This window comes from Sphingomonadaceae bacterium OTU29LAMAA1 (assembly GCA_024072375.1).
Lineage (GTDB): Bacteria > Pseudomonadota > Alphaproteobacteria > Sphingomonadales > Sphingomonadaceae > Sphingomonas.
Window position 1 is genome coordinate 2,047,546 of the sequence record CP099617.1, and the last position, 25,435, is coordinate 2,072,980.

The 25,435-nt window shown below is 71.3% G+C and carries 14 protein-coding genes and 1 pseudogene; 6 read left to right on the top strand and 9 right to left on the bottom strand.

Going from position 1 to position 25,435, the window contains the following annotated elements:
* Positions 1–13 precede the first annotated feature (13 nt).
* From NF699_10005 to NF699_10020, 4 genes are all read left to right on the top strand, one after another.
* A complete protein-coding gene (locus NF699_10005) occupies positions 14–430 on the top strand; it encodes a DUF350 domain-containing protein (GenBank protein USU03426.1) in 417 nt (138 codons plus the stop codon).
* A gap of 10 nt (positions 431–440) precedes the next feature.
* Positions 441–1,082: a DUF1190 domain-containing protein gene (locus tag NF699_10010; GenBank protein USU03427.1), complete on the top strand. Its 642-nt coding sequence runs from the start codon at positions 441–443 to the stop codon at positions 1,080–1,082.
* Positions 1,083–1,410: 328 nt separating this feature from the next.
* Complete coding sequence (locus NF699_10015; protein USU03428.1) at positions 1,411–1,776, top strand: hypothetical protein; 366 nt, start codon at positions 1,411–1,413, stop codon at positions 1,774–1,776.
* A gap of 50 nt (positions 1,777–1,826) precedes the next feature.
* Entirely contained in the window at positions 1,827–2,165 is a 339-nt protein-coding gene (locus tag NF699_10020) for a hypothetical protein (protein USU03429.1), read from the top strand.
* A gap of 60 nt (positions 2,166–2,225) precedes the next feature.
* On the opposite strand, the gene NF699_10025 is transcribed toward NF699_10020, so the two are convergent.
* The 6 genes and pseudogenes from NF699_10025 to tssK form a co-directional block, all read right to left on the bottom strand.
* Positions 2,226–4,028, bottom strand: coding sequence for a serine/threonine protein kinase (locus NF699_10025; GenBank protein USU03430.1), 1,803 nt, complete (start codon positions 4,026–4,028; stop codon positions 2,226–2,228).
* Entirely contained in the window at positions 4,025–4,777 is a 753-nt protein-coding gene (locus NF699_10030; GenBank protein USU03431.1) for a protein phosphatase 2C domain-containing protein, read from the bottom strand. Before NF699_10030 ends, NF699_10025 begins: the two co-directional genes overlap by 4 nt.
* The gene (gene tagF / locus NF699_10035) at positions 4,774–5,241 is read right to left on the bottom strand and encodes a type VI secretion system-associated protein TagF (GenBank protein USU03432.1); all 468 of its coding nucleotides are present in this window, start codon (positions 5,239–5,241) and stop codon (positions 4,774–4,776) included. Before tagF ends, NF699_10030 begins: the two co-directional genes overlap by 4 nt.
* Positions 5,223–8,714, bottom strand: a complete 3,492-nt coding sequence (tssM, locus tag NF699_10040; GenBank protein ID USU03433.1) for a type VI secretion system membrane subunit TssM — start codon at positions 8,712–8,714, stop codon at positions 5,223–5,225. The genes tagF and tssM overlap by 19 nt, the downstream gene beginning before the upstream one ends.
* A 92-nt stretch (positions 8,715–8,806) precedes the next feature.
* Positions 8,807–9,865: pseudogene (icmH, locus tag NF699_10045) on the bottom strand (type IVB secretion system protein IcmH/DotU).
* Positions 9,866–10,164: 299 nt separating this feature from the next.
* Positions 10,165–11,469 (bottom strand): type VI secretion system baseplate subunit TssK, encoded by a 1,305-nt coding sequence (gene tssK, locus NF699_10050; GenBank protein ID USU03434.1) that lies wholly within the window; start codon positions 11,467–11,469, stop codon positions 10,165–10,167.
* A gap of 155 nt (positions 11,470–11,624) precedes the next feature.
* Between tssK and NF699_10055 the strand changes: the two genes are divergently transcribed.
* Together NF699_10055 and NF699_10060 are read left to right on the top strand one after the other, a co-directional pair.
* Entirely contained in the window at positions 11,625–13,001 is a 1,377-nt protein-coding gene (locus tag NF699_10055) for a M23 family metallopeptidase (GenBank protein ID USU03435.1), read from the top strand.
* A gap of 80 nt (positions 13,002–13,081) precedes the next feature.
* Positions 13,082–13,921, top strand: a complete 840-nt coding sequence (locus NF699_10060; GenBank protein ID USU03436.1) for a hypothetical protein — start codon at positions 13,082–13,084, stop codon at positions 13,919–13,921.
* An 8-nt stretch (positions 13,922–13,929) separates the two neighbouring features.
* On the opposite strand, the gene NF699_10065 is transcribed toward NF699_10060, so the two are convergent.
* The 3 genes from NF699_10065 to NF699_10075 are packed head-to-tail and all read right to left on the bottom strand — an operon-like array spanning position 13,930 to position 25,432.
* A complete protein-coding gene (locus NF699_10065) occupies positions 13,930–14,760 on the bottom strand; it encodes a CPBP family intramembrane metalloprotease (protein USU03437.1) in 831 nt (276 codons plus the stop codon).
* The gene (locus tag NF699_10070; protein ID USU03438.1) at positions 14,757–17,888 is read right to left on the bottom strand and encodes a CHAT domain-containing protein; all 3,132 of its coding nucleotides are present in this window, start codon (positions 17,886–17,888) and stop codon (positions 14,757–14,759) included. Before NF699_10070 ends, NF699_10065 begins: the two co-directional genes overlap by 4 nt.
* Complete coding sequence (locus tag NF699_10075; GenBank protein ID USU03439.1) at positions 17,888–25,432, bottom strand: filamentous hemagglutinin N-terminal domain-containing protein; 7,545 nt, start codon at positions 25,430–25,432, stop codon at positions 17,888–17,890. Before NF699_10075 ends, NF699_10070 begins: the two co-directional genes overlap by 1 nt.
* Between the last annotated feature and the right edge of the window lie 3 nt (positions 25,433–25,435).

The window sequence follows — 25,435 nt, forward strand, 5'->3', positions numbered from 1 at the left end:
GGGGAGATGAGCGATGTGGTTGGACTATGACAGTTTTCTATCCGGCGCCGGCCATTTCGTGGTCGCGTTCGGCATCGCCTGCATCCTGCTCGCGATCTTCAAGCGGCTCTATCAGATCTCGACGCCCTATAACGAGCGCCAGCTGGTCGCCGATGGCAACGTCGCCGCGGCGGTGGCGCTGGGCGGCGCGATCGTCGGCTTCGCCCTGCCCCTCGCTTCGGCGCTGACGCAGACCGCGAACCCGGTCGAGTTCGCAGCCTGGGGCATCCTTGCGGGCGTGATCCAGATCGTCGCGGCGCTGGTCGTCCGGCGGTTCGTCGTCACTGACATGCGCGCGCGGATCGAGGGCGGCAACGTCGCCAGCGGCGTCTACCTGGCGGCGACATCGGTGGCGGTCGGCCTGATCAACGCCGCCAGCATGACCTATTGAGGGCAATGGCATGAGCGATACGATCATCAGGCGCCGCAAGCGTTCCGCCGCCGCCGGCCTCACCGCCGTCGGTGCGATGGCGATGCTGTCGGGCTGCGAGCCGCAGCCGGACAACGAACAGATCTCGCGCCAGCGCTATGGCGCACCGACGGAGGTCGCGGCATTCGACAGCGTCGCCGAATGCAAGGCGAGCGGCGCCTTCGCCGCGGTGACCTGCAACGAAGCGGCGGAAGCCGCGGCGAAGGAAGATCCCAAGACGGCACCCCGCTACGCCGAAAAGAACCTGTGCGAGGATCAGTTCGGCAACGGCAATTGCTTCGCGCGCAGCGATGGCGGCAGCAGCTTCTTCACGCCGCTGCTGACCGGCTTCATGATCGGACGGCTGCTCGATGGCCCCGGCTATCGCTATTCCGGCCTGTACCGCGACCGGCGCAGCAACACGATCTATACCGGCGGTGGCGCGTGGCTGTTCAACGGCGGCTATGGCGGTCGCGGCTACGGCTATCAGGTCGGCTCGCGCGCGGTTACGGCACCGGTCACGACGCAGCGCATCCAGACGCGCAGCTCGGTCGTCTCGCGCGGCGGCTTCGGCGGGCGCGTGTCGGCGCGCAGCGGCGGCTGGGGTGGCGGCGGCCGCTCGTTCGGGGGATAGGGCAGCCGGCTACGCCGATGCCCGCGCTACCCTTGCCGTAGAACCTTACGCCGCGTCGGGCTCGCCTGGACCATCGGTGTCGGACATCTCCGGCCCGGCGGCGCGCTTGGCGGCTTTGGCCTGTGCCTTTTTGGCGGATTCCGCGGCCTTGGCCTTTTCGCGCTCGCGGCGCTCGAAATCGTAATTGGGTTTGCGGGGGATGTCGTTGGCTCCGGCTTCGGAATACCGGGCCGGGCGGAACGCCCGGCCTTCGAATCCTTGGGCATGGCTACACCGATCCGCCGTCCGGCACTAGACTCGGGCGGCACGATCGGCGTTAGGGGGTGGCATGGACACATCTTCTCCAGCGCCATGGGACGGTGCGCTCGTTCGCAGATGGCTCGACAGCCGGCTTGCAGCGGCCCGGCTCGAACAGGCGGCGGCGGACCGGCGGGGGTATGAGGCGCAGGACGATTACGACAAGGCCGCCGCCGAGGAATGGGTCTGTCGCGCCTTGCAGGCCGGCGGACAGGCAGACGAGCCGACCGCGTTCGCCGCGCATCTGAAGGCGCTGCTGGCGCAGGACGACTATCGGATCACCGGTATCCACGACGATCGCCGCGTCGACCGGCACATCCGGGCCACCCTGAGAAAAATCGGAAAGATGACCAGGACGAATAGTGGGTTCGCGAACACGTTGCGCTATCAGGGCTGACGCCGCGCCGCGCTGGGCAGCGCGCGACATCAGGAAACCCAGGTAGAGGCATGGCTCGCAAGCATTCGAAACACGGTCCCTACCCGGATGCGGAACCGGAGGACGAGGCCCCGCCGGCGGTCGTCGCCTGCTGGCTGTGCGGCCGGCCGACCGGCAAGACCATCGTCTGGCACCACCCCGTTCCCAAGAGCCGCGGCGGGCGCGACGTCGTTCCCATGCACCCCATCTGCCAGCAGACGCTGATGGCCAACTTCACCAATTCCGAATTGCAGCGCTACGGGATGGATGTGGACATGCTGCTGGCCAACCCGAACGTGCGCAAGTTCGTCGACTGGGTCGCGAAGAAGGACCCCGATTTTACTGCAACCACGGCAAAGAAGCAGCGCTGAGCCACCCGCGCGATCCCGCCCGATCGCTGTTCCGTGGGATCGGGCAAGTCCGCCTTCAGGCTAATCCTTGACGTCGTCGACCGAGCGGAACCACAGCATGTCCGCCTGCCAGCCTCGCTCGGCGGCGCGCTCGACGAGTTCGCTGCGCCACGCCGCATCCCGCTGCCCCAGCGGCGGCGCGATCAACCGGGCGTCGAACGGCCCCTTGCCCGTGACCAGCAGCAGCCCCGACCAGCCCTCATGGTCCAGATCGATCACCATCCGGTAGCGATCACTGCCGAGATCGCTGATCGGCAGGCCACCGCGCGATGCCAGCAACGCCGATCGGAACGCGGCGCGATCCGGGATCACCATGTCGATCGCACCCGAAGGCTCGAGCCCGACGAGCGCGAAGTCCAACGACGGATCGTCGATCGCGATGACCACCGGCGCATTGGCCGCCAGTTTGCCCTCGTAGCTCGTTCCCGCCGCCTGCGTCCGCATCTCGAACCGGCGCTGCGTCACCGACAGGCGATTGGGTCCGGTCGCGCGAATCTGACGATAGGCGTCGAGCGCGGCGCAGCCCGATCGGTTGATCGGCGACACCTCGGCGAAGTCGATCGCGCTGGCGGTCAGCCCCTGCGCCTGCAACGTGCGGACGATCTCGGTCTGCGCCTCGCCCGGATTGCCCGCGACACCGGTCAGCGCCACTCGCGGTCCCGCAGCGCCCGGCGTCACCGATACGACGCGCAGCCAGGTGCAGCTGACCGACGGCAGGGCCGCATCGATCGCATCGCCTGCCCGCGCCACCGGATCGCCCGCCGCCGCGGTCGCGGCGCCCGGCTTGACCGCACCGTCGGGCCGCAGGGCGAACCAGCCGACGACCAGCACCAGCAACACCAGCGCCGCAGCGGCAGTCGGCCACCACCGCGGCAGACGTCCGGCCGTCGCACCCGGGACCTCCGCGGCATCCAGCGCGGCAAGCACCGCTGCCATCGATTGCAACCGGTCGGCAGGGTCGGGCCGGACCATGCCGGCGATCACCGAGCGGAGCGGCGTCGGCACGGCGGCGAGGTCCATCCCCGCCCGCCGCTTGTCGACCGCATCGACCAGCGTGCCGCCCAGCCCCAGGTCGCTGCCACGCGCGACCGCGAGGATCAGCAGCCCCAGGCTGTAGACGTCGGTCCACGGCCCCAGTGCGCGTCCGAAATCGCCGAGTTGCTCCGGTGCGACATAGCCGAGCTTGCCGGCGAATCCGTCGCCGATCACCGTCGCGGTACCGGGGTCGAGATCCTTGGCGATACCGAAATCGATCAGCTTCGCGCCCGCCAGTCGCCCGCCCGGCAGCAGGATGTTGTCGGGCGACACGTCGCGGTGGATCGCCCCCAGCGCATGCGCCGCCGCGAGCCCCGATGCCAGCCGGCGCAGCAACGCGCCCAGTTCCTCCGGGCTCGGCTGGAGCGTGCCGAGCACATCGGACAGGCTGGTGCCGTCGATATATTCGGTGACGATGTAGAGGACGCCGAGCTCGGGCTCCTGCGCCAGCACGCGATATTGCACCACCGCCTCGTGGTGCAGGCGCGTCAGCGTCTGCGCCTCGCGCCGGAACAATGTGATGACGTTGGGATCGGCCGCCATCGCAGGCAGCATCACCTTGATCGCGACCCGCTCGTCGGTGATGACGTTGGCGCCGACGAACACCTCGCCCATACCGCCGCGCGCAAGGAACCGCTTCACCGCGAACATATGGTTGAGCACGTCGCCGACCTGAATCGCCGTGCCGCCCGCGGGTGGCCGCGCTGCGGGGGCGTCGCCGCCCGCCGGATCGAACACCGTGCGATCGGGATCGAAGACGGTGCGGTCGCCCTCCCCCTCCATCGTCATGTCCGCGCCTCGATGTCGAGGCGGGTGATCTCCTGCGCCCAGACGAGGATCGCGGTGACGTTGTCGGGCGCGCCGGCGGCGAGCGCGCGGGCGATCAGCGCCTCGATCGCCACAGACTGGCCGGGCGCGGCCATGATCGTCGCCAGCCCGGCATCGGGCACCTGCCCCGACAGGCCATCGCTGCACAGCAGGAACCGGTCGCCCGCCTCCACGGTGTCGGCGACGACGTCGACCGCGATGCGCGCGCCGACGCCGATCGCCCGGGCCAGGACGTGTCCGCGGGGATGGTTTGTCGCTTCTTCGGGTGCGATCAGGCCGCGATCGACCATCTCCTGCACCTGGCTATGATCGCGGGTCAGCGGCACCAGCATCGCGTCGCGCAACAGATATGCGCGGCTGTCGCCCACCCACAAGGCGGCAAAGCGATCGCCCTGCACCAGCAAGACGACGACCGTCGATCCCATCTGCTGCCCGCGCCGCTGTGCCTCGGCCCAGATACGGCGGTTGGCGCTGTGGATGCCGTCCGCGACTGCCTGCACCGCCGCATCGAAGTCCGGCGGCACCGCGACGCTGTCCAGCGCCTGCACGACCGCATTGGCCGCCCAGTCGCCGAACGCATGCCCGCCCATGCCGTCCGCGACGACCCACAGGCCGTCGGCAGTCCGCTCGCAATGGCGATCCTCATTGACCCGGCGGACGAGGCCGGGATGCGTCGCGGCGACGCTCGCGATACGGAATGCTGCGCTCATACGCCTGCGCTCTCCAGCATGGCGGTGACGATGGTCGGTGGCTGCGCACCGTTCAGCGCACGATTGGCGTCGGGCGCGGACCAGCGGTCGATCGGCGTGGCGGGTCCGACGCCGGCGGCGGCGACCAACCGGTCGGCATCCCAGCGTTCGGCGATGGCGGCATAGACCAGATCCTCGATCTCGCCCGCCGCGGCACAGAGCAGCACGAGCGGATAGCGGCGACCGGCGGCGTCCTGCGATGCGGCGATGACACCGATGCTCCCCACGCCCTCGCCACGCCATGGCAATGCGGTGTCGAACCGCTCCGCGAAGTCGGCCCTGAAGCGGCCCTGCGCATCCGCCAGCGACGCGGTCAGCCAGCCGTCGAGGCAAGCCCGCTCCTCCGGCGAACAGCCGCGCGCGATGAAATCGCCGTGCGCGGGCAGCTTCCCGAACAGCAAGGCGGTCACAGGCTGGCCGGGCAACGGAACGACCACAGGCCGGCACGGCTGAACGGATTGGTCGTACCGGGCAGTTGGACGCTGAGCGTGGTCCGTTGCGCACCCTGTCCGAAGCTCGCGCGGATCGCCTTCGGGCCGGCATTCTGCTTGTCGGCACGATCCATCAGCCGAAACAACGCCCACGGCCCCTCCGCCTCGACGCGGGCGACCTCGACCCCTGGCGGCGCATCCGGATCGACGGGCTTCGCCGGGCCGCTGCGGTACAGCACCACCGACGCTTCCGGCAGGCTACCCGTCGCCGACCACAACAACGGCTTGGGCTGGTTGCTTTGTGGCGTGAAGCGGTAGCGGGTGCCGCCGCTGGCGACCTCGACGACCGCGACGTCGGTGCCGAAGCTCGCCACCGACACCTTGATCGGCAGACCGCCGGCGAGCAGGTCGCGCAACTGCACCGCGCGGGCCAGCGTCTCGGGCGTCGAGGGGTTGAGCGCCGCTGCAACCGGATCCCCGTCCTTCCACCGCCACACCGCGCCCGACGTATCGATCATCGGCATCAGCCGCTGCTGGACGAAGCCATCGAATACGCCGCCCATCGCGAATACGCGCAGCGCGTCAACCATCGGGGCATCGGCTGCCCCGCTGAAAAAAGGGTAATGCTCCTGGGCAACCTCCCGACATGCCGGCAGCACCGCCTGCGCATAGGCATCGCCGACCGCGCCGCTTGCCGCACCCACCTGCGCCCTGGCCCCACCGCCTGCCGCCGCATTGACGAAGCCCTGTAGTTGCGGTGGCGCGCCTGCCGCCGCCGCCTTGACCGACGCGAGCGCCGCCGCCATCTGCGCCTGCGTCGTGTCGGCGCCGCCGCCGCCACCGACCGATCGCGCCGCCATCACCGCCTGCCCCGCCGCCTTGATGCCCGCGACGAAATCGTCGATCGGCGCCGAGCCGCGACCATCGCCGACATATTCGTGGAGTGGCTGGAAATAGCTGCTGATCTCGTCGCCCGCATCGATCCCGCGCGACCGGTCGCGCCCGATCTCGTTGGCGACGCGGCCGACCCGCGACCGGTTCATGCCATAGCGGCCAGCCCGGGCCAGCCCCGCCTGCACGCCGCCGGTGAAGATCGTGTTCTTGCGCAATTCCAGCAGCACCCGCTTCAACGGCGACGGGCTCTTGGTCAGCGCGCCGAATGCTGCCGGGTCGCTGAAATAGGCGGCCGGCTTCATCGCGGCGACGACGCCTTCCCACGCGGCGATATAGTCTTTCGCATACAGCCCGGCGACGCCCGGCCGCACGTTGCTCAGCTCCTCGCCGACGCCCGCTTCCCCGGCGCCGCCGAGCACCCACAGGTCGCGCTTCAGATCCTGCTGCACCGTCGCGAGGCCGGGCAGGTACGCTTTCTCATACCCCGCCCGCGTGAAGAAATACGGGATACGCATCGACGCCAGCTGGTCGGGCGCTGCGAAGGCGAGCACGTCGCCCTGCGACAGCACGTTGGCGACTTCCCACGCCGGCCCCGCCGATCCGGCCTTCTGCCGCATCACCGCATAGGCACGATCGGCGAGGCTCAGCGTCTGCACCGCCGCCCGCGCACTGGCGACCAGTTGCGCATCCAGCGGCGGACGGCGGTTCGGCCATACCGACGCCATGTCGCGATCCTCGATCAGCGCATCGAGGTGCCGGGTCAGCGCAGTCCGTTCCGCCTGACTGTCCGCGCCCGGATACAGGTCGGTCGCCCAGTCCGCCGTCACCCAGGCGCGCACCGCCTTCGCATCCATCGGACCCTGCTGGCCGAGCATCAGATATACCTTCAGCGGTTCGTACAGCCGCATCGGATCGCGCCCGTCCGCCTTCATCACCGCTTCCAGCCGCAGCAACAGCCGCGGCAGCATCACCCGGCGCAGCGCGTCGCGGTACGTCTCCTCCGCCTGTTGGCTCAGCCCGCGCTGATACAGGCCGAACCGCATCGTCAGCCCCGGCCCGCCCTGCCGACGCTCGGCATAGCCACGCGGCAGGTTGCGCAGCGTGTCGAGCGCCGGGATCGCGGCGCGCAGGTCGGCATCGTCCTCGCGCACCTGCGTCAGGTCGACCCCCGCATCGCGCAATTGCGCCTCGGCCTGTGCGGTCTTCTGCGACAGATCGGACTGGAACGCCCGGTTGCGCGCGAAGCTGACGCCCCATGCCGCCAGCACCAGCGCCGTCGCCACCGCGATCGCCGCCAGCGCCGCACCCAATTGCCCGCGCCGCCGCACCTTCGCCTTCGCATCCGTCGTGACCAGCCCCGCTTCGGGGAACATCACCTCGGTCAGCAGCCGGTTGAGGAAATACGCCCGTCCGCGTGTGCCCACCACAGGCTCCGCCGGCTGTTCGTACACCTCGGCCATCGAGGCGAGGATGCGATCGAGCGCCGCGCCCTCCTGCACGCCGCTGGTCAGGTAAAGGCCGCGCATCGTCCCCGCCGCTTCGTCCCCGGCGACGAACGCCCCATCGGCAAAGCGCATCAGCCGCGCGCGCAGCGACCGCAATTGCGCGGGGAAGCCGATCATCATGCCACGCCGGCGCTGGTCGACCTCCTCGAACAACCGCCGCGCCTGCCGGTCGGCGATCGACTGGCTCGCGGTGTCGAACGCCTGCGCCAGCACCTCCGCGGTCGGGCGGCCATCGGCATAGGGCAGGGTCGCGCCGAGCACCGCCCGCCGCCCCTCGACATCCAGATCGTCGAAATAATCGGTGAAGCCGGCAAGCAGGTCGGCCTTGGTGACCAGCAGATACACCGGCACCGCCGTCTCCAGCGACCGCCGCAGCTCGACCAGCCGCCGCCGCACCGCCCGCGCATGCGCGTCGATCGCGGCGCAGTCGCTCGCCACCAGTGTATCCACGCCGATCGCGACCAGCACGCCGTTGATCGGCTGGCGCGGCCGGTGCCGCTTGAGCAAGCCCAGGAACGCGCCCCATCCCGCGGCATCGACCCTCGCGTCGCTGTCCTGCGTCGTATAGCGGCCGGCGGTATCCACCAGCACCGCCTCGTCGGCGAACCAGAAATCGAGGTTGCGCGTCCCGCCGACCCCGCCGACCGCCTGCTCGACGAACGGGAAGCGCAGGCCCGAATGGAGCAGCGCCGTCGTCTTGCCAGCCCCCGGCGGGCCGATGATGACATACCACGGCCGGCTGTACAGATAGTCGCGTTTGCCCCCGGCGGCCCCGCGCAGCCTGGCCAGCGCCTCGCCCATCCGGCGGCCGAGCAATTTGCCCTCCTCATCGGCGGCATTCGGCCCGGCGAGTTCGGCGGCGATCGCATCCGCTGCCCGGCGCGCGGCGCGGCGGCGCAGGAACCACCACAGCCCCCATAGCAGCGCCACCGCGACGACGGCGCCGATCCGCACCGGCATCGGCCGGAAGAAGGCGACGAACAGTGGCAACCCGAAGGCGAGCAATGCCGCCACCAGCACCGCTGCGGTGATCGTCACCGCATACCAGTTCCGGAAAAATCTCCGCATCAGTAGCGCCGCGGCACGACGATTTCGACGCGGCGGTTCTGCGACTTGCCCGCCGCATCGGCGTTGGAGGCGATCGGCACGGTGTCTCCCAGTCCCTTCGTCGACAGCCTTGCGGGGTCGGACAGATCGTCACGCACCAGCGCGCCGACCGTCTCCGCCCGCGCCTCGCTGAGCGCCATGTTGTCGGGGAAGCGCACGGTGGCGACCGGCGTATTGTCGGCATGCCCCTCGACCACGACGCTGCCGCGCTCGTCCTCGATCGCGCGACCGATGCGGTGGAACAGCGGCTCGCGGCCCGCCTCCAGCACGTCGGATCCCGATTCGAACAATTGGCCGACGGTGGTGCGGACCCGCACCGTCTGCGCATCCTCCTCCACCGTCACCAGTCCCTCGCGGATTTCCGGCTCCAGGAAACGCTTGATCTTGCTTGCCTGCGCACTCGCCGCCGCTGGCATCGCCGCAGCGGGGCGCGCCAGCGTCAGCCGCGTGTCCGGGGTCAGGGCGGCGAGCCGGGTCGAGGGCGTATCGCCGCTCGACGCCAGCATCAGCCGCAGGACGACATAGACCAGCAGCAGCAGCGCCAGCGCCCCAGCGCCGGCCAGCGCGAGCACGCTCCAGCCGACGCGGCCGACGGGTGCGGTCTCGCCGCGCCAATGCGGCACCAGCTCGACCTGCGACAGCGATCGGACATGCGGCAGCGCGCCCTGCAACCGCGTCATGATCTCGTGCAGGCGGCGGCGGCCATCCGTCATCACCCGGAACCGCCCCTCGAACCCCGCGGCGAGGCAGGCGTGGAACAGCTCGATCAGGTCCAGATTGTCCTGGGGCACGCGCAGCATGTCGTCGACCAGCTGCCAGAAGCGGTCGCCGCCGATATTTTCCTGAAAGAAGGTGACGACCATCGATCGCCGCGCCCATTCCGCGCCATCGGTGCCGATTCCAGGCAGGTTCTGCGCGATATCGTCGGCGGTCGCGCACACCGCATATTTGGCACGCTGGCGCTTTTCCTCGGGATAATGCGGCTGGATCGCCCGCTCGAACCGCGCGATCGCGGCGGAGCATTGCCGGTGCAGTTCCGGCATCGGCAACCGGACCCGCCCGGCGCGAACGGCGGCGAGCAGCGCCAGCACCGGCTCCGCCTCGGCCAGCATGATGTTGCGGATCGCCGGCGGTGTCGCGGGCAGAGGCACGTCGTCCTCCCCCAGCCGCGACGGGATCACGCCCGGCGCGACGGGTGCGGTCCCGGACCGTGATAACGGTGGTGGCGCGGCATAGCCGCCGGGGGTCGGCGGGGCGGCATAGCCGCCGGCAGGCGGCGGGGCGGCATAGCCGCCGGTGGGCGGCGGCGCAGCGGGAGCCCAGGGTGTCGGCGCCGTCGGCGCGGGCGTGTCGCCGCGCTTCAGGCCCTGCAATGGCGACGGACGAAAGACCGTCTTGTCGCCATCCTCGCTCATCGACCGCTCCGTTTCACGCACCACAGCTCCAGCTTCAGCTGCGGCCAGTCACCCGCGACATGCAGCCCCAATGCGGTCGCCTGCTGGAACTCGCGCCAGTCGGGCACGCCGCGATCCAGCTCGAAATAGACGAAGCCGGGCAGCACGCGCAGCTGCGGCGGCGGCGTCGGCGTATGGCGCAGCGGCACGCCGGGCAGCGCCGAATCGACGATCGCCCGCATCTTCTGCACCGGGCCGATCTTGGCGACCGAGGGGAACAGCCCGCGGATCTCCTCGACCGGCGACGCCGACGATACCGCGAGATAGAAATACCCCGTCTCGTACAACCCGTGATCGGTGATCCGCGAGACGTACGCACCCGGTCCCGCCTGATCGAGCGGCATCTGCAACGCCGATCGTTCGAACACCGCCGACAGCATCGACTGCAACAGGTCGAATACCGGTTCGAAACAGGTCTGCGGATGTTCGTGGTCGTAGCGCGGCAGCGGTGGCGGTTTGCGCTCGGGCCGGATCAGCGTCGCCAGCTCGCCCGCCATCGATACCAGGGCTTCGAACAGGCGCTCGGGATGGACCGTGGGCAGGAACTGGAGGTGTTCCAGCACCGGCAGCCACCGATTGAGCGCCTGCAACAGCAGGAAGCTGGCGAAGGTATCCGACCCGCCGTCGGTCGCCTCGACCGCGCGCAGCGCCAGTTCCTCGGCGCGCTGTGCGGCCCGCCCGACGATATCCGACAGCCCGCCGCGCAGTCGCGGGGCGGCGGCCGCATCCAGCGTCGGGGCGATGTAGCGGTCGTCGAACATCACCCGCTTGTTCTGTACCTCCCGCACCCGCGCGAGGCCCAGCGTCACCCGGCCATAGGTCTGGTCGCGCGTGATACCGAACCGCAGGTTGGGCCGCCCCAGCCCGATCGGCTCGCTGGTCCGGTCGTCGGAATAGGCATCCGCCACCTCCGCCTCGTCGACCAGATAGCGCGCGTCGTGGCTGCGCGCCTCCACATCGCGGAACTGCACCGCGCCGGTCTGGCTGGCGGGCAGCGTCAGATAGACGATCGCATCGCGCGCATCCCCCGGCACGTCGAGCGGTTCGGGCGGCGGCAGATCGTCGGGGATCGCGAACGGCGTACCGTCGGGCAATACGCCGACCGCCCGCGTCACCGCGAACTTGCCGAGCGCCGCCAGATCCTCGTCGACGCTCAACGCGATCAGGCCCCAGCCCCATGGCCGGATCGAATCGACGCGCGCGCCCAGTTGCGCCTCGATGAAGCGGTCCTGCGCCTGGAAATGCTGTGGCCGCAGGAACATGCCCTCGTGCCAGGCAACCCGGTTCTTCCCAGACAAACGCATTCCCCAGCCGGGCCACAGCCACGAACCGGCTGTCGGAGCGGTTATTGCCCCAGCCGGCGAACCGGGCAATAGCTATGTCGCATACGACGCGCCAAGTCGCGTGGCGGAGGCGCATGGCACATCCCTACGATCAGGAACCGTCGTTCGACCCGCGATCGTGGATCACGGCGCGTCCGGCCGATCCTCCCGCTGCGCCGCGCCCGAATGCTGCGCGACGGCCGGCGCCATCCCCGCCTGCAACGGCGCGGCCGCGCGACCGGCTAGCGATCGGCGCCGGGATCGGGATCGCAGCCATGGGGGCGGTCGCCGCCCTTCTCGCCCGCCCGTCCAATCCATCGGTGGAAGCCCCCGTCCAGCCCGTCCGCGCGACCAGAGCAAATCCCCCCGCCAGCATCGCGGAGCGGCGCACCCTGATCGTACCGACGCTCGCCGATCTCGCTCCGACCCTCCTCGCGTCGGGCATTGCGGCCACGCAGGCGCAGGCCGCCAGCGCCGCGGTCGGGCGCACCCTCGGCGCTGCGACGGGCGAGATCCGGCTGGCCTTCGCCATCACCCCCTCGGGCGCGGGAAACCGCCTGACCGAACTCGTCGCGAGGCGCGCCGATGGTTCCGGCGTGATGCTGGCGGCCGGCAGCGACGGTGCGTTCGCGGCAACCCCGATCGCCGCGAAGCTGCACCGCCAGACCCGGTTCGTCCGCGGCGAACTGGACGGCGACAGCTTCTACAGCTCGGCGGTCGCCGCCGGCGTCAGCGACGTGCTGATCGGCCCGTTCGTGAACGCCTTTCGCTACGATTTCGACATGCAACGCGAAGTCGCCCGCGGCGACGTCTTCGAGGCGGGCTTCGAACAGCGCGTCACCCCGGAGGGTGAACCGGTCGGCCAGCCCGTCCTCGTCTATGCCTCGCTCGCCACCGCCGGCAAGTCGCGCGCGCTCTATCGCTACCGCGCGCCGGGCGATGCAGAGGCGGAATGGTTCGACAGCGGCGGCAAGAGCAGTCGACGCTCGCTGATGCGTACGCCGGTCGAGGCGGCACGGATCAGTTCGGGCTTCGGCATGCGCGGCCATCCGATCCTGGGTTTCGTCAAGATGCACAAGGGCACCGACTTCGCGGCACCGACCGGAACGCCGATCTACGCCGCGGGCGATGCGACGGTCACCTTCGCCGGGCCGAAGGGGCCGAACGGCAATTTCGTGCGCCTGCATCACGCCAACGGCTGGGACACGCTGTACCTCCACATGAACCGTATCGCCGCCGGGCTGGCGCCGGGCCTGCACGTCGCACAGGGCCAGCAGATCGGCGAGGTCGGCACCACCGGCCGATCGACCGGCCCCCACCTCCACTACGAGGTACATATCGATGGGCAGCCGGTCGATCCGCTCTCGATCGCCGTCGGCGGCAGCCGCTCGCTCGCCGGTGATGCGCTGAAGCGCTTCCGCACCCTGCGGGATCGCGTCGACGGTGCGCGGGTCGCGGCCGAAAGCCAGTGAACGATCGCTTTGCGCGCCCCGCATGGCTACAGCCGGCGTCGTGCCGGCCGGTCCGATCCTTCCCGCCGCGGAGACCATGAATGGAACGCATCGCCTCTTCCAGTCTGCACATCCTGCAACGGCCCCGGATCGCCCCGCCCCAGCAGATGGGCGGGCTGATCAAATTCGGGCTGACGCATGCCATCGAGGCGAAAGGCGAAGTGGCGTTCGCCAGCCGCGGATCCCGCTCGCTCGAGGGCTGGACGCTGGGCTTCGCGCAGGTTCAGCGTCACGACACCCGCTGGACGGTCTACCGCGGGACGACGGCGGCCGATGGCAGCGTCTTCGAACAGAATGCACGCCCGCCGGCCCGCACCCAGCAGGCCTGCTTCGACGGCGATAAGCCCGGCGCGATATGGTATTTCGATCAATACCGGATGTGCTGGCTGCAAAGCCGGCCGAACGACGTCTACAAGCGGTTCGTCGTCGACCTGCCCGACGTGCCGGGCGGCGGATCGCCGTTCGAGGTGTTTCATCAGGACGTGCCGGCCGCCGGGGTGCAGGTGTTCGTTATGAACGGCAAGACCAAGGCGATGAACTACCTGGCCGCGGCGCAGACGGAGATCGCGTTCTGCACCGCGTTGATCGCGCGCGATCCCGCAGGACAGCCGCATTTCCTCCAGTCCTTCTACTGGACGATCCGATGGCAGTATCGGTTTGCCCGCCTGCCCGGCACCATGCAGTTCCGCGCGAGCGAAGTCGCCGGCGGGGTCGCGGCGACGGTAAGCAAGGTCATCAAGGGGGCACCGCCGGAGCGGCGACTGGCCGAATTGCTGAAGGGCGGCCAGCCGACGACCTGTACCATCCTCGGCAGGCGCGCACTGGCGAAACCGCACCTGACCGAAACCGCCGACTGGCGGGATTTCGACGTCCGCCGCTGATCCGACGGTCAGGCGCTTACCGGTTCGCGGTGGTGTGGACCGGACCGGGCGCGGATGACGATCGGAACGACGAGTGCGGCGAGCGCGATGGTCATCGCGACGCTCGCGTTCAGCCCCTCATCCGATCCACCCCAGCGCGCCGCTCCGATCAGGTCGAGGTCGAACAGCGATCCGAACGCACCGGTCCCGGGATTGGGGTCGAGCCCCAGGATCAGCTGCTCGCCCGCGTTCCAGCAGAGATGCGCGGCGAATGCACCCGCGATACCGCCGTCCCGCGCCGCCAGCAGGCCGAACAGGACACCACCGAGGCACAGGTTGCCGAGCGGCAACGGGCCGGTCACGCCGCCCGCCACGTGCAACCCGGCAAACACGATCGCGACCAGACCGATCGCGGCGGGCGTGCCGAGGATCGGCGCGATCGACGGTTGCAGCCATCCGCGGAACAGCACTTCCTCGCCGGCGACCTGCACCACAACCGTCAGCAGGCCCAGCATCAGCACCGGCCCGGCCGCTCCGCCCGCGCCCGGTGTCAGCACCCCGGCAACCCACGTGTAGCCGACCGCGAGCAGCAGTCCGCCACTCCCGAGCACGGCACCCCGCCACGCGGCAACCCCCGGCCGGTCGACCGCCAGCAACCGCCCGGACATCGTCAGCCGGCGACCGATGAGCCCCAACAGCACCATCGGGCCGAAGATAGCGAGCGTGAACAGGCTTTCCCCCGCCGCTGCGGGCATCCCGCCGATCCATCCCCCGACGATCGGCGGCCCGGACCGCAACAACGCCGCCACCAGCGCGACGCCCGCCAGCGCCGCTGCCAGCGGACGCGCCGCACCACTCACCGTGCGGCGACGCGCTGGCTTTGCGGCGGCGTCGTCAGCACCGTCTTGCTGCTGTCGCCGACCAGGAAATACGGCGCCCAGTAAAAGGGATGCGAATAGGCGGGCTGGGTGATCAGCGCGCGCTGCGCCTCCTGCATCGCCTCGCCCATCGTGCCGGTGCGGGCCCGCGCGTAAAAGGCGCGGATGAACTCGTCGCTCTCCTTTTCCGCCGAGACCTGCCAATAGGTCGCGAGCACCGCACGCGCGTTGGCCGCCAGGAAAGCGCGGACCAGCCCCTCCAGCGTCGCCCCCGCTTCCTCCTGCCCGGCGCTGCGGACGAGGCCCTCGTCGCGCACGCCCGCCGCCGTGTCGCAGGCGGACAGCACGACCAGATTGGCGTCGAGCCGCAGCTGCGCGATCTCGGAAAAGCTCAACAGCCCATCCGACTGCGCGTTTCCGAACGAGGTGACCAGCGCCGGCGGCGATTTGGAACAGCCCCACACGCCCTCGGTCAGGCCATGCGTGGCGAAGTGGATCACCTCATATTGGTCGAGGTCGCCGCGCGCCTCCACCCCGGTGTCGCTGAACGCCGGACCGGTGAGCAATTGCGCACCGCGCGCCTGCAAGGCATCCGCGGCGATGCCGAGCTCGCGCGCGCTGATCGGCTTCAACCCGCGCGACAGCGTCGCCAGCCGCCCGTAATCCACGGTGCATCCATAGCCCACATCGACCGGACGCGCCGCTGCCGCCGCCGCGACCAGCGCCGGAGCGCTGTGCTGACCGAGGCCGAGGAACGGCTGCGGCGCCCGCGAGGCCGGCGTGCTGCGCGCCACCAGAAAGGATCGCGGCGACAGCGCGTTGGAGATCGAGGCCGTCCGCGCCAGAAACGCGGTCCGCGACGAATCGAAGGGGTCGACCGGCGCCGGCGCCTTGGCATCGTAGCGCGTCACCAGCACGCCGAGCGGCAGTGTCGCCAGCGGTCCCGCAGGATCGACGACGATCGCCCGCGACGCCTGCAACGTCGCCGCCGCCGGACCCGCGATCAGTCGATACAGCGTGTACGCCCGCGCCTCGTCGAACGGCACCAGCTTGCCGACCGCCAGATCGCCGTCGATCGAGGCGCGCAGCTGCTGCCCCAGCGTCTCGACCGCGCGCGTCGCCGCCCCGGTATCGGCGACATGGTAGATGAAGGTGCGGTCGGCGGTGACCACCAGGCCGTAGATCCGCCGGTTGAGCCGCGTGAGCTTCAGGAACGTCTCACCCGGTTTCAGGGCCGCGCGCAATTCGGAAAGCGTCGCCGGTGCGTCGTCCAGCGTTCGATAGCGCGGATCGCTGGCGAGCTGCGCATCGACCGCCAGCAGCCGCTGCTCGGCCGCCCCGCGGGCCCGCTCCAGATCGGGCGGAGCCGCCTCGCCCGGGGTCGCGCCGGCGATCGCGTAACGCAGCCGCGTGATCTCGCGCTCCAGATCGGCGCGCTCGCGCAGCGCCACGGCGGCGGTGCCGTCCGCGGTGACCACCGATCGCAGCTGGCTCAGCTGGCGCGCGACCGCGGGTTCCCCGTTCGCCTGCACCGCACGGAAGAAGCGATCGTAGGTGTCGGGCTGCGGCTGCGCAGCCTCCGCGACCAGCAGGTCGAGATAATCCTCCATGCCGAGCGCGCTGCCGAGCGATGTGCCGCGCGAATCGATCAGCGCATCGATCGCTTCGCCGAAGGCGTTGCGGATCGCCGGGCGGGACGCGCCGGTGCGGGCATAGACCGCCGCACGATCGAGCTGTGCCTCGGCGATCGCCGGTTCGTTGCCGGTGCCCGCATTGGCGATGGCGCCCCGCCGCAGCATGTCGACCGCGTTGGTGAAACTGTCGTACGCGTCATCATAATCGCCGCGCTGCGCCTCCAGCCGCCCGCGCTGGCGCGCGATCCGTGCGCCGAGCCACAGCAGCTGCGTCTGGTCGAACCGTTCGTTGGCGAGCGGGCGATAGGTCGCCGCGGCCCGATCGATCGCCGCCTCGGCCTGCGCGCGGTCGCCTTGCGCCAGCAACGCGACGCTGCGCGCATATTGCGTCTCGATATCCAGCACGAGCTGCGACAACACGGCCGCATTGGGTACCGCGAGTGCGGTCGCCGTACCGTTCTGCTGCGGCTGGTTGAGCAGCCGCAGCGTGTTGGGATCGCGCAGCGGCTGGTCCGCCGCCACCGGTGTCGCTGCGACCCGGTCGAGCGTCGCCAGCGCCTCGGCAAACGCATGCCGGTTGATCGCGTCGAGCGCACCATAGGTGTCACGTTTGCGGGAAAGAAACGCGGTGCGCGATGCCGGCTCGTCGGTAAAGATCGTGTCGGCGGCGCGGAAATGCGCGGCGGCGGCGTCGGGGAAGCGGATGTTGGAATCCGCCAGCGCCGCCTCCAGCAGCAATTCGGCCCGCGTCGCCGCCGGCGCCGTCGGTGACAGACGGCTGAGCGCATCGTTGAGCACCCGCGACGCTTCGACGTGCAGGCCCTTGTGGTTCAGGCTGATCCCCTGCGACAGGGCCGTGGTAACGTCGAATGCCGCGGGCAATTCGACTGTTGCAACATCCGTCGCCGCCCCGCCCGGCCGCGCGGCAAGGGTCGTCACGTCGACGGTCGCAACCGGTGTGCGGGTCGCATCCACGCTCGGCCGGATGGCCCCCGATACGATGCCGAGCGCCTCTTCGAGCAGCGGAAGCAGCGCCGGCGTCCCGGCCGCGGCGTAATGCATATCGCCCCGCACCGTATCGAGCCGGATCGATTCGAGTCCGGTGACCTTGTCGAGACAGCGTCGCGCGGTACCAGGCGCCTGCCCCGGCCGGATCGCCTGTTCGGGGCCGCAGTCGAACTGCGCCTCCAGTGCCGCCTGCGCCGTCGCATCGGTCTTCACCGCTCGCACGGTGCCGAGCGGCCGGCTCGCGGCGACGCCCGAGCACGCGATCGTATAGGCGCGGGCGAAACGGTCCGGCGCGGCGGGGTCTGCCCAGTTGCGGGTGGCGACGCACGCCTCGCCCGCCGCGTTGCGGCCCAGCCCGACCGTTTCCAGCCGCGCCGGCGGGGTCACCGTCGCACAACCGGCCAGCGCCGTTCCGCCCAGCGCCGCCATCATCAGCGTATTGCGGGCACGGAGCATCGAGCGCGGCATCAGGGTTCGCCCTTTCGGTCGGCGGGGGATTGGGGTGCGAGTGCTGGCAGATCGGTCAGCAGCTCTTCGTTGTTGCCGCCGATCACCGGCGCGAACGGCACGGTGACGTCGCGGGCGATGCCGAACACCTCCTCGCTGCTCCAGTCGAACACCTGAAGCGTCGGCTGGATCACGATCGTGGTGATGCAGCCCGCGCCGGAACCTGCCAGACAGCCGTTGATCCGGCTGTTGGGCAGCAGCAGCGGATCGATGTTGATCACCGCATTGCCGAGCAGCGCCGCGCTCGCGCCGCCGATGCCGTTGATCGTGCCGAAGACCGCGACGCTCGCCTGCGCCGGATTGCCGAAGCTGCTGATCCGGAGCGCCGGCGTAATGGGTGCGACAGGCGTCCCGCCGATCTGCACGCCCGACACGCTGCCGGGGATGGCGGTGTTCTGGAACAGCGCATAATCCCCGAAGCGCACCGTCAGCGTCCGTGCCGACAGCGTCGTCGTCGCATTCAGGTCGTAGAAGCCGCCACCCAGCTGCGGATTGTACAGCGCCGAATTGCCGTCGCCGATCAGCGCCTGCGCCTGTGCCAGGCCGGCCGCGCCGGGTTGCAGCGTGTCGATGAAGCCCGGCGCCAGCCCTACCGCGATCCGGCTGCCGCGCAATTCGACGTCCGATCCGTCGAACAACAGCCGCCCGCCCGCATCGCGCGTCGCGACGACGTGGATCGCATTGGCATTGCCGCCGTCGCGCCCGCCGCCGATCCGCACCGACCGCCCGGTCCCCTGCGTCGATACGGCGCCGATCACGCGGATGTCACCCGTGCCGAGCATCTCGACCGCCCGGCCGCTGCCGGTCGCGAGCGCCAGCGTCCCCACCTCCATCGCGCCGCTGCCCGCATCGAAGCGCAGCGTGTCGGCCGTCACCTGCCGAACCTCCGCATCGGACAAACGGAAGCCATCGGTGCCGGTGCCGTCGCCGAGCCGCAACGTTGTCGTGGCCGGCGCCCGGTTGGTGAACGTCACGCTCTGCGCGCGCAACGGGCCGCCGAGCGCGACATCGTTGGCGGTGATCGCCGCCGCCGGTCCCGCGGTCAGCCCGGCGATCGTCGCCAGCCCCGCCGCGTCGAGCGTCGCGGTCCCGCCGGCGCTGCTGGTGCCGATCGACAGATCGCGGCTGCTGGTCAGCGTCAGCGCATCGCCCGCCCGCGCGCCGGCGAGCGTGATGCCCGCTCCCTTGGCGGTGATGGCGGCCCCGTCGAGCGCGCCTGCCGTAAGCGCCTGCCCCGCGGTCAGCGTCATCGTGCCGCCGGCACTGGCGTCCCGCAGCGTCAGCGCGGACCGCGCCTCCGCCAGCAGCTGCCGCGCCACCGCCAGCCGCCCGCCGACGTCGATCCGGTCGCCACGCAGCGTCGTCGCGCCGGTGCTGGTCACCGCCCCAGTCGTCAGCGCGCCGCTGCTCGACAGGTCGATCCCCGCGCCGCGTAGCTCGCCAACCGCGATCGCGCCGCCGTCGGTCCGCAGCGCGACATCGCCCGTCGCGGCGATCCGCCCGATCGTCACGTCGCCCCGCGTCGTCGTCACGCCAAGCGTCCCGACGGTCACGTCGTCCGCGACGAAGCCCGCATCGTGACTGAACGTGCCGAGGACGCCGGTGCCATCGAAGCGACCGATCCGGCTGGCCTGTACCGATCCCAGCTGGACCGCGCGCCCGCTGCCGGTCCGCAGCCCCAGTGCCGCACCGCCGCCCGATCCGCCGACCAGCCTGGTGCCGGCGAACGCGATCCCGCCCGCTGCATCCAGCACCAGTTGCTCGCCGCCCGCACCGTCCGCATCGCTGGCCAGCGTCAGCCCGCGCGCGCCGGTCACGTCACCTGCGGTCGCGGCGATCCGCACCTCGCCCGCCGCCCGCTGCACGACACCGTCGCCGCCCAGCGTCACGCTGCCCGCCGACACGCGATAGGCACCGCCCGAGGTCACCGCGCCGGCGATCCGCGCCAGCCCGGTCGCACTCAAGACGGCGTCGCCGCCCGACGTCAGCGTGGTGACGCGCAGGTCGCCCGCCGTCGCGCCCAACGTCAGCCCCGCCGCGGCGGTCGCCTGATCCAGCGTCACCGCCGTCCCGCGCAGGCCGAGCGCGCCACCCGATCGTGCAACGGTGCCGGTGATCGCTCCGCCCGACGTCGCATCGATCGATGCGCCCGCGATATCGGTGAAACCGATACCGGTGCCCCCGGACAGCGTCAGCGCGCCACTGGCGACGACCTGCGTCAGGCTGGTACGACCCGTGGCGCCCAGATTGACGGTGCCGCCGGTCGCCGTTCCGGTCAGCGTCAGGTCGCCGTTGGTCGCGCGCAGGTCCAGCGCCTGCGTGCCGGTGTCGATCCGGCCTGCGTTGATCGTGGTCGCGACGACGGTAAGCTTGCCGCCCGTCACATCGCCCAGCCGCGCCGCCGCACCGATCGTCAGCGACACGGCCCGGCCCGGCCCCGCGCCTAGCGTCACGCCGGTGCCGGGGACAAATCCCGTCAGTTCGCCGTTGGGCGCAGCGATGGTCAGGTCCCCCGTCCGGCTGACGATCGACGGCGCACGGACGTTGCCGGTCGCGGCCAGCGTGACCGATCCGGTCGCGGTCAGGCCGTTGGCCAGCAGGATGTCCCCGCCCGCACCCGTCGTCCGCAGCGCCGCGGTGCCACCCGCGACGACGCCCGTCGCCGCCAGCCGTCCACCCGCGGTGATCGCCAGATTGCCCCGCGTCGCGGTAACCGCGCCAAGGTCGACATTGCCCCGCGTCGCCTCGATCGCGATCCCGTCGCCGATCGTCACGTCGCCGGTAAGGATGCCGCCCGTGGCGGCGGTGGCGTTCAATGCCGCTCCCTCGATCCGGCCCGCACCGATCGATGCGCCGCGCAGCGTGACTGCACCGCCAGCACCGATCGCACCGACACCGATCGCACCACCCGCGGTAATCGTCGTCGCGCCGCGCGACAGGATATCGGTGCCGCGTACCGCGCCGCCGCTCGCCGTCGCCGTGAACGAACCCGCACCGACCTGCCCGAAGCCGACATCGCTCCCGGTCAGCGCCACCGCGCCACCCGCGGTGATCCGGCCGGTGCTCAGCGCGCCCGTCGCGCCCAGCGTCGCCGCGTCGCCGATGACGAGGTCGCCGACCGTCAGGGCGCCTGCGCTCGCGGTGGCGGTCAGCCCTGCGGCCTCGACGCCGCCGGCACCGATGGTCGTTCCCGTCAGCGAGGCGAGACCGGTCGCCCGGATCGCTCCGACGCCGATCGCACCGCGAGCGGTGATCGTCGTCGTGCCGCGCGACAGGATATCGGCGCCCCGTATCGCGCCGCCGCTCGCGGTCGCCGCGAACGAACCCGCACCGACCTGACCGAAGCCGACATCGCTCCCGGTCAGTGCCACTGCGCCTCCCGCAGTGATCCGGCCGGTGGTCAGCGCGCCCGTCGCGGCCAGCGTCGCCGCATCGCCGATGACGAGGTCGCCGACCGTCAGGGCGCCTGCGCTCGCGGTGGCGGTCAGCCCTGCGGCCTCGACGCCGCCGGCAACGATGCGCGTGCCTGTCAGCGAGGCGACACCGGTCGCCCGGATCGCTCCGACGCCGAGTGCGTCGCTCGCCTGCAGCGATACCGCGCCACCGACGGCGATATCGCCGCCGGTCAGGGTGCCGGCAGAAGCGGTGGCGGTCAGCGCGCTGCCGTCGACCCGGCCGAACGTCACGCTTCCCCCGGTCAACGCCACGTCGCCGCCCGACGCGATCGCGCCCGTCGCCAGCGCCCCGGCGCCTGCCGCCAGCGTCACGCCGCCGGTCTGCGTCGTGATCGCACCGGTGCTGATCCCGCCGCTCGCGCGCAGGCTCAGCGCCTCGACCAGCGACAGATTGCCGGCCCGGATGCTGGCCGCGCCGCTCGCGGTCAGTGCGCTCGCCCGCACGTCGCCGATCGCGATCGCCCCGCCATCGGTGGTCAGCGCGACCGCCGAGGTGCCGTTGCCGCCGCGCAGCGACGACGCCGGGTCGAAGGCGATGGCTCCGCCCCGCGCGTTGAGCACCAGCGCCTCGGCCCCCGCCCCGTCGCTGTCGGCGATGATCGATGTGCCCGCGCGGCCGACGATATCTCCGGCCGTGCTCGTCACCGCGTAGCGGCCGGTGGCATTCTGCGCGCCGCCCAGCGTCACCGATCGTCCGGTGAGCGCGACGTTGCCGATCGCCTGCATGCCGCCGAGCAGCGCCGCGTCGCCGTCCGCGCGTACCGTCACGGCGGCACCGGTCATCGCGCCCCCGACGCGCACGTCTCCAGTCGCGGTCAGGCCCACCGCCCCGGTCGCCAGCAGCGCCTCGCGCACGTTCACCCCGCCGCCGGTGGCGGTCGCCGTCACCGCGGCACCGTCGATCCGCCGGACCTGCACGTCGCCGGCGGTCGCCGTCAGCGCGACCGCCCCCCCGCGCACCGCGTCGATCGTCACCTGCGTGCCAGCCGCGGTCGCGCCCAGCCGGCCGGCCAGCGTCGCCAGCGCCACCACGCCGCCGCTGGTCAGCGCCGCGCGCCCGTCGCGGCTCTCGACCGTGTTGAGGCGCAGTGCGCTCCGGCTCGCCAGCGTCACGTCGCCGCTGGCGGCGACGTCGTTCTGGATGGCCAGCGTGCCGTTCGCCGCGCGCAGGCTGATCCCCTGTCCGGCGCCGGTGACCGCGATCCGCGCAACGCTCAGGTCGCCGCCGGTGCTCTCCGCGGCGAAGCTGTCGACGAGGTCCAGCGCGCCGAAGCTCAGGCTGCCGCTCGATACGATCGCGCCGCCCGGCCGCGTGGCGTCGCCGCCCGCCGCCGCCAGCGCACCCAGCGAGCGGGCGGTCACGTTGCCGAGGCTGAGCGGCGCATCCGCCGTCCCGTTGAACACGCCGACACGCAGCGCCCGGTCGGTGCCGGCGGTGATCGAACTGCCCGGCGCGAGCACGATCCCCGCCGCGCCGTTCGCCTGCAACCGCACGAAATCGGTGCTGCGGCTGCTGGTGGAGGCCAGCGACAGCGCGCCGGTGCTGGCGATCCCGCCGGTCCGCGCGAGCAGGTCGATCGCGCCGCCGCCCCGCACGGTGCCGCCGGTGAAGGCAAGCGAGGCGCCGCGCAGCGCGATGGCGTCGCCTGCCAGGACGTCGCCGCCGAGCGCCACCGCACCCGCGCCGTCGATCGTCACGCCGGCACCCGCGGCGATCCGGCCTGCGGTGATGCGGTCGCCCCCGGTCATCGACACCGCACGCGTGGCGATCACGGTGCCCGTGGTCAGCGGTCCGCCGCTCGCGTTGAGCGTCACGCTGCCGTTGCCGGAGACCAGCGCCCCGGTCTCGATCGATGCCCCCCGCGCGGACAGGTCGCCGACGATGCCGACATCGCCCAGCCGCAATGCGCCGGTGGTGGTGACACCCGTCAGGTTGCGCGCCTCGATCCGTCCGAGCGCGATCGGGCTCGCGGCATCGTTCAGGCGGATCTGCACGTCCGACTGCCGGTCGCTACCGCCCAGCACCGCGGTGTTGGTCGCAAAGGCGATACCGGTGGTCGACGGCGCGGTGACCGCGAGCGTCAGCGCATCGCCGCCCGATCCGTCGCGGTCGCTGCGCAGCGTCAATCCCTGCAGGCCGGTGATGCCGCCCGCGCCCGCGGCGATCGTCACGACGCCGTCCGCACGCTGCGTCACCGGCGTCGCGCCGCCCAGCGTCACCGCCCCGCCCGACACCAGATAGTTGCGGCCGGCGTTCACTCCGCCGGCGACGCTCACCGCGCCCGTGCCGGCATCGATCCGCACGTCGCGGGCGGCGACCAGGCCTTGCAACGACATCGCGCCGTCGCGTGTCACGACGATATCGGCGTTGCCCGAAGAGGCGGCGATATCGCCGGCGATCAGCGTCGCGCCGCTGCCGGTCAGGGCCACCGCGCCGTCCCGCGCGGTGATCGCACCCGTCGTCAACGCACCGTTCGAGGCGATGGCGACGCTGCGATCCGATACCAGCGCGCCCGTGGTGACGCCCGCGCCCTCCAGCGACAGCGCGTCGCGCACGTTGACCACCCCCAGCGTGAGCGCACCGGTCGTGGTCAGGCCGTTGCGGATCGCGCCCGTGCCGATCGCCTGCCGCAGGCCGCGTGCGGTGACATCGCCCAGCGCGACGCGATTACCGGCCGCGCGCAGCCGCAGGTCGACATAGCCCTGTCGATCGCTACCGCCGGTCAGGCTGCTCGTCGCGTCGAACAGGATGTCGCCACCGGTCGTGCCGTCGGTCGACAGGATCAGCGCCGCGCTGCCACCCGATCGCAGCGCGAGGCCGGCGGCGCCGGTGATGTCGCCATCGATCGATTCGGCCCGCACCTGACGCCCCGCGCGCTGCGTCACCGCCGCCGTGCCGCCCAGCGCGATCCCGCGACCGGCCAGAAGATAATCGCGTCCGGCGGTCACCGCACCCGCGACCGACAGGGGCCCCGCCGCCGCCAGCACGATGTCGCGCTCGCTGGTCAGCGCGCCGGCGAAGCCCGCCCCGCCGCTCGCGCCCGCCAGGATATCGCTGCCATCGCGATCGGTAGTGGTCAGCGCGCCGCCGACGACCAGTTGTGCAATGCCTCCGGTATCCGCCGGCGCGCCGGAGAAGGCGACGCCGTCGACCGGCGTCGTCGGCCGGCCTGCGGACAGCACGATTCCGCGCGTACCGGCCAGCGCCGTCGTCACGCTCGCATCGACCTGCAGCAGCGCGTCGGTGACGGTCCCCTGCGATGCCAGCGCGAACAGCGCATTGGCCCCCGCGACGCTGCCGCGCACGTACTGGCTGCGGCCCGGTACGGCCGTCCCGCGGTTGAGCGTCACCGACAGCGGACTGTTGGGATTGTAGGTCAGCGTCACGTCGGTCGCGGTGACGAAGGCGACGTCCTGTCCCACCGCCGTGAACGTGCCGTCCGCGTCGATGTTCGGCGCGACCATCACCAGCCCGCGCGTACCCCCCTCGACCTTGATCTGCGCGCCGTTGAGCACGGTGATGCCCGCCGCGCTGCCCGCCGCCGTGCTCAGCCGGTAGTTACGGCCTCCGTCCAGGAAGTCGGTGTTGTCGACGTCCAGCGTCGACAGCACCAGCGACCCGGTGTTGAACGCCGCCTTGGAACCGACGACGATGCCATTGGGGTTATACACCCACACCGCGACGCTCGGATCGCTGGTCAGCTTGCCGAGCAATTGCGAGACGTTGCCAGATACATCGCGGTTCAGCACCGCGATGTTGCCGCCCAGCGTGCCGTTCTCGAAATTCGCCGTCCGGTTTTCCGGGATGTTGAACCCGTTCCAGTCGATCACCGTGTTGCTGGCGCGCAGCTTCACGTTGAGATCGCCGTTCGGATTGGTGATCTGCGGATCGAGCCCCAGCAGATTGGTCCGGACCCGCACCGCATCGGCGGCGGCCGGGATCGCCGTCACCGTCTGCGCGAGCGCTGGCGTGCCCACGAATCCGCCCAGCGCGCTGGTCATGGCCAGCAACAGGCGGTGGTGGCGAACGGGCGACGCTTTGCGGGTCATCAG

Coding starts and splice junctions, on each gene's coding strand:
- NF699_10005 (USU03426.1), top strand. CDS start 14: ATGTGGTTGGACTATGACAGTTTTCTATCCGGCGCCGGCCATTTCGTG.
- NF699_10010 (USU03427.1), top strand. CDS start 441: ATGAGCGATACGATCATCAGGCGCCGCAAGCGTTCCGCCGCCGCCGGC.
- NF699_10015 (USU03428.1), top strand. CDS start 1,411: ATGGACACATCTTCTCCAGCGCCATGGGACGGTGCGCTCGTTCGCAGA.
- NF699_10020 (USU03429.1), top strand. CDS start 1,827: ATGGCTCGCAAGCATTCGAAACACGGTCCCTACCCGGATGCGGAACCG.
- NF699_10025 (USU03430.1), bottom strand. CDS start 4,028: ATGACGATGGAGGGGGAGGGCGACCGCACCGTCTTCGATCCCGATCGC.
- NF699_10030 (USU03431.1), bottom strand. CDS start 4,777: ATGAGCGCAGCATTCCGTATCGCGAGCGTCGCCGCGACGCATCCCGGC.
- tssM (USU03433.1), bottom strand. CDS start 8,714: ATGCGGAGATTTTTCCGGAACTGGTATGCGGTGACGATCACCGCAGCG.
- tssK (USU03434.1), bottom strand. CDS start 11,469: ATGTTCCTGCGGCCACAGCATTTCCAGGCGCAGGACCGCTTCATCGAG.
- NF699_10055 (USU03435.1), top strand. CDS start 11,625: ATGGCACATCCCTACGATCAGGAACCGTCGTTCGACCCGCGATCGTGG.
- NF699_10060 (USU03436.1), top strand. CDS start 13,082: ATGGAACGCATCGCCTCTTCCAGTCTGCACATCCTGCAACGGCCCCGG.
- NF699_10070 (USU03438.1), bottom strand. CDS start 17,888: ATGCCGCGCTCGATGCTCCGTGCCCGCAATACGCTGATGATGGCGGCG.
- NF699_10075 (USU03439.1), bottom strand. CDS start 25,432: ATGACCCGCAAAGCGTCGCCCGTTCGCCACCACCGCCTGTTGCTGGCC.